Below are 3,341 nucleotides of genomic sequence, written 5' to 3' on the forward strand. Positions count from 1 at the left end.
AATCGACACATATTTCAGCTATATCTTCTATAGTCCCTGATTCATCAGTAACATGCATTGACACCAAGAGGTCTTTTGCTAATTCATACCCTTCAATGACAAACTCTGGTTGCATCTTACCCCCAAATCTTCAAGGTTGATTTCTGTAGAGGTTTCTCAATTATAGGCAGCTTAATTTTCAGTCCTGCCGGTAAAAAACTTCCATATTCCGCAAGTCCAGGGTTTTCTTCTAATACTATTTCTACTGCTCCTGAAGTAAATCCATAGTGCTTCCAGCAAATATAGTCTAACATATCATTTTCTTTTGCTAAGTAATATATAGTCATGAATAACGCTTCATACTTAAACTGAATTCAACTTTTTTTGGCAATCCACAAGAGAAAAATGATGTTTGCTTTTCTTCAAAGCGAGTAATTACAAATTGCCCCAAAACATTTCCCATGCTATCAACTAAAGTGTGAGGTTTTTCTGCCTCTTTTATATTCTTTAATTGATCTAATCCATTATGAAGATAAATTACTCCTTCTAAATCTATATTTTCTGCTCCCTGGCCAATATTCTGTAGTAATTGCTTACCAATACACTCAACCACACTCCAACGCTTCTCTTTGCTATATTTCAAACTTATCGGAGTAAATTTATATGGACCAAGGGATAGCATCAGTAAATGGGATCTACCGTATCGAACATAACATCACGTGATTTTTCTCTTATTCTTTTTATTACTTCATTTGCAAGATTACGAATATCTTGATTTGGCTCTGCTTTAATGCTGATAGTGTAATTATTAGTGATGTTCTGAGTTTGATTCATAGTTTTCTGTTCTTTGTTTTCAAATTTACTCGTTGCAAAATCTGCAAATATCCTATCATTTTCTGTGGATTTTTTTTCCTCAATAAGGCTTTTGATTCTGAAATTATTCTGATTTCTCTTGGAAAATTCTTTAATTATACTGTTACTTAGCAAAGGATTTCCACTGTTGAGAATATTACTCTTTAGGGGAGTATGGACTGCTTTTATTTTAGTAACAACACTTTCTCTTTTTTCAAACTCTTTAAGTGGACTATTTTCAGCAAATTTTCCAAATATACTACCAACAGTATTTCCCATCCATGAGAACATCTCTCCGATGGGTTTTATTATCGATTTTATATACTGCCAAAAGTTAGAGAAAAAGTCTTTTACCTTTTGCCAGTTAGTTATAACAAGAGCTGCACCAGTAACAAGACCTGCTATCAAAAATCCAATCGGGTTACTCATTACAGCAAGTGTTATTGCTCTTAGTCCTGTGATTACTGCTGGTAGAGCTGATGACAGTAGAGGAAAAGCTTTCATTGCTAAGCTCAGAGTTGCAGCTTTTAAAAAACTTAGTCCAGTAATTACTGCTGGAATAGCATACGTTGATAATGATATTAATGCTGGCTTCAGTATTCCATGCAAAAAAACCGAGAAAGCAAGCATTCCACCTCTAACTAAATTCCATGCATAACCACCGCTTACTACTAGAACTTTAAGACCTATTAGTGCTGCTATGGTACTCATTATTCCTGTAGTAATAACTGGAAATTTTTCTGCAAATCGAGCTATGGGGTTAGTTATCTCTCTTAAAAGACTACTTACCGATTTTAAAGGAGGTAGCATTACTGAGCCCAAATTCATTCCTACTTCTGCTATTGCATTTCTCAGTAATCGTAAATTATTTGCTGTGGTTGCTGCACGATTGTTAAATTCTTTTTGCATGGATTTTTCAAATTCTTTTTCGTCAGCTACATGAGTTATAGCCTCTTTAAAATTTTTTAGGCTTCCAACTAGTAACGCAACGTCATCCTGATATTCTTGACCAAAGAGGTTGAGAAGAATTTGAGAACGTTCCTGTTTATCTACTTTCTCCAGAGTTTCAAAAAAATAAAGTAGTGCGCCTTGACTATTTTCACCAATCCTTTGTACCATTTCTTCTGCAGCTATTCCCATGCCTTCTAATGCTGTTTTGAACTCTTTGCTCTGTCCCTCAGCAGTCTGGAGTTTACTAAGTAGAGCGTTTATTGCAGTTGCTGCTTTTGCTGGTTGTTTACCTAAGCTAATAAAGGCATTTACTAAACTACTTGTTTCCTTAATACCAAAGCCAAACTGGTTTGCAGTACCACCAACTATTGCTAGAGCTTCAACCATATCTTTTGCTTTAGCAGCAGTCTTGTCTGATAAGTGATTTATAATGTCACCCACCCACTCCATCCTGTCTACATCTATTCCATAGATATTGGCAAGTTTAGCTATGGAATCACCTGCCTGCTCTGCAGACATATCAAATGCTGTGGACATTTTAGCCACTGTTGTCGTAAACTTAATCAGATCATCTTTTTTTACACCAAGTTGTCCACCACTTGCAGCAATTTGAGCTAACCCTGCAGCCGACAGTGGTATCGTACGGGATAGTTCCTTTAATGTCTGACCAAATTCTGCGGCTCCTTGATTGTGAGCTGCCTCATCCTCAGCAAATTGCACTACTTTCTTAACATCAGCCATAGCACTTTCAAAATCAATTGCAACTTTAATTGGTGCTGCAAACGAAAGACCTAGTCCAATAGTCTCTATAATTTGTGACTTAAAATGTGCTTTGCTTGCTAAAAAACTTTGGTGACTACGTATTACAGACCCAAGTTTACTATATTTACCCTTTAATACTTCAATGGACGAGCCAAGTTTATATTGGTCGCTTACTAATGACTTAATATTTTTTCCACTTTTTCTTACTTCTTCATTAAATGAATGTAAAGCATCTCTCTTTTTCAAATATGCTTCTTTTGCTTTTGTTGCAGAAAACTTAGCTTTATCAAACTCAGCTTTTAAAGTTTTGCTCGGTTTCTCTATTGCCTTCATTTGTTTAGCTAAAGATTTTACTTGATCTTCAAAGCCTTTCCATGACCTCTTGCTAGTCAAAACATCATGACCTAACTGCTTAAACTTTGATACTGATTTTAAAGATGAGTCAAGCTTTCTTATATTCTCACCAAGATGAGTAAGTTGACTGCTACTTCCTTTTATTACAGTACTGAAACTGCCATCTAGGACTGCTCCAATTTTTATAGATAACGTTGACATTGTACCTTCCTCGCTGCTTCATGCCATAGAATAAATTCATTAATTTTCATATCAAGCAAAGGCTCAATTCCACTACCAATAATAGAACTGAGCTCGATTACTTCTGACCTCAAGTTTTTTGGATAATCGGTGAAAAAAAATCCTTTAATACCTCTTGTACTTTTACATAATCAGCAATATCTAACTCTTCAATCGCTTCTTTTGCAACTGATGTCAAATTGGCAGTCAAAGTCACTTCCTTA

The 3,341-nt window shown here is 35.5% G+C and carries 4 protein-coding genes; all 4 read right to left on the reverse strand.

The features are described from left to right. Positions 1 to 116: 116 nt before the first annotated feature. A complete protein-coding gene (locus BVG17_RS07735) occupies positions 117 to 326 on the reverse strand; it encodes a tail protein X (protein ID WP_063631168.1) in 210 nt (69 codons plus the stop codon). Further along, positions 323 to 661: a phage tail protein gene (locus BVG17_RS07740; RefSeq protein ID WP_063631167.1), complete on the reverse strand. Its 339-nt coding sequence runs from the start codon at positions 659 to 661 to the stop codon at positions 323 to 325. Before BVG17_RS07740 ends, BVG17_RS07735 begins: the two co-directional genes overlap by 4 nt. Then, positions 661 to 3,099 (reverse strand): phage tail tape measure protein, encoded by a 2,439-nt coding sequence (locus tag BVG17_RS07745; RefSeq protein WP_143688947.1) that lies wholly within the window; start codon positions 3,097 to 3,099, stop codon positions 661 to 663. Before BVG17_RS07745 ends, BVG17_RS07740 begins: the two co-directional genes overlap by 1 nt. A gap of 109 nt (positions 3,100 to 3,208) precedes the next feature. Further along, the gene (locus BVG17_RS10265; RefSeq protein WP_410543282.1) at positions 3,209 to 3,334 is read right to left on the reverse strand and encodes a phage tail assembly protein; all 126 of its coding nucleotides are present in this window, start codon (positions 3,332 to 3,334) and stop codon (positions 3,209 to 3,211) included. Positions 3,335 to 3,341: the final 7 nt, after the last annotated feature.

Source organism: Wolbachia endosymbiont of Laodelphax striatellus, assembly GCF_007115015.1.
Taxonomy (GTDB): domain Bacteria; phylum Pseudomonadota; class Alphaproteobacteria; order Rickettsiales; family Anaplasmataceae; genus Wolbachia.

Coding starts and splice junctions, on each gene's coding strand:
- BVG17_RS07735 (WP_063631168.1), bottom strand. CDS start 326: ATGACTATATATTACTTAGCAAAAGAAAATGATATGTTAGACTATATT.
- BVG17_RS07745 (WP_143688947.1), bottom strand. CDS start 3,099: ATGTCAACGTTATCTATAAAAATTGGAGCAGTCCTAGATGGCAGTTTC.
- BVG17_RS07740 (WP_063631167.1), bottom strand. CDS start 661: ATGCTATCCCTTGGTCCATATAAATTTACTCCGATAAGTTTGAAATAT.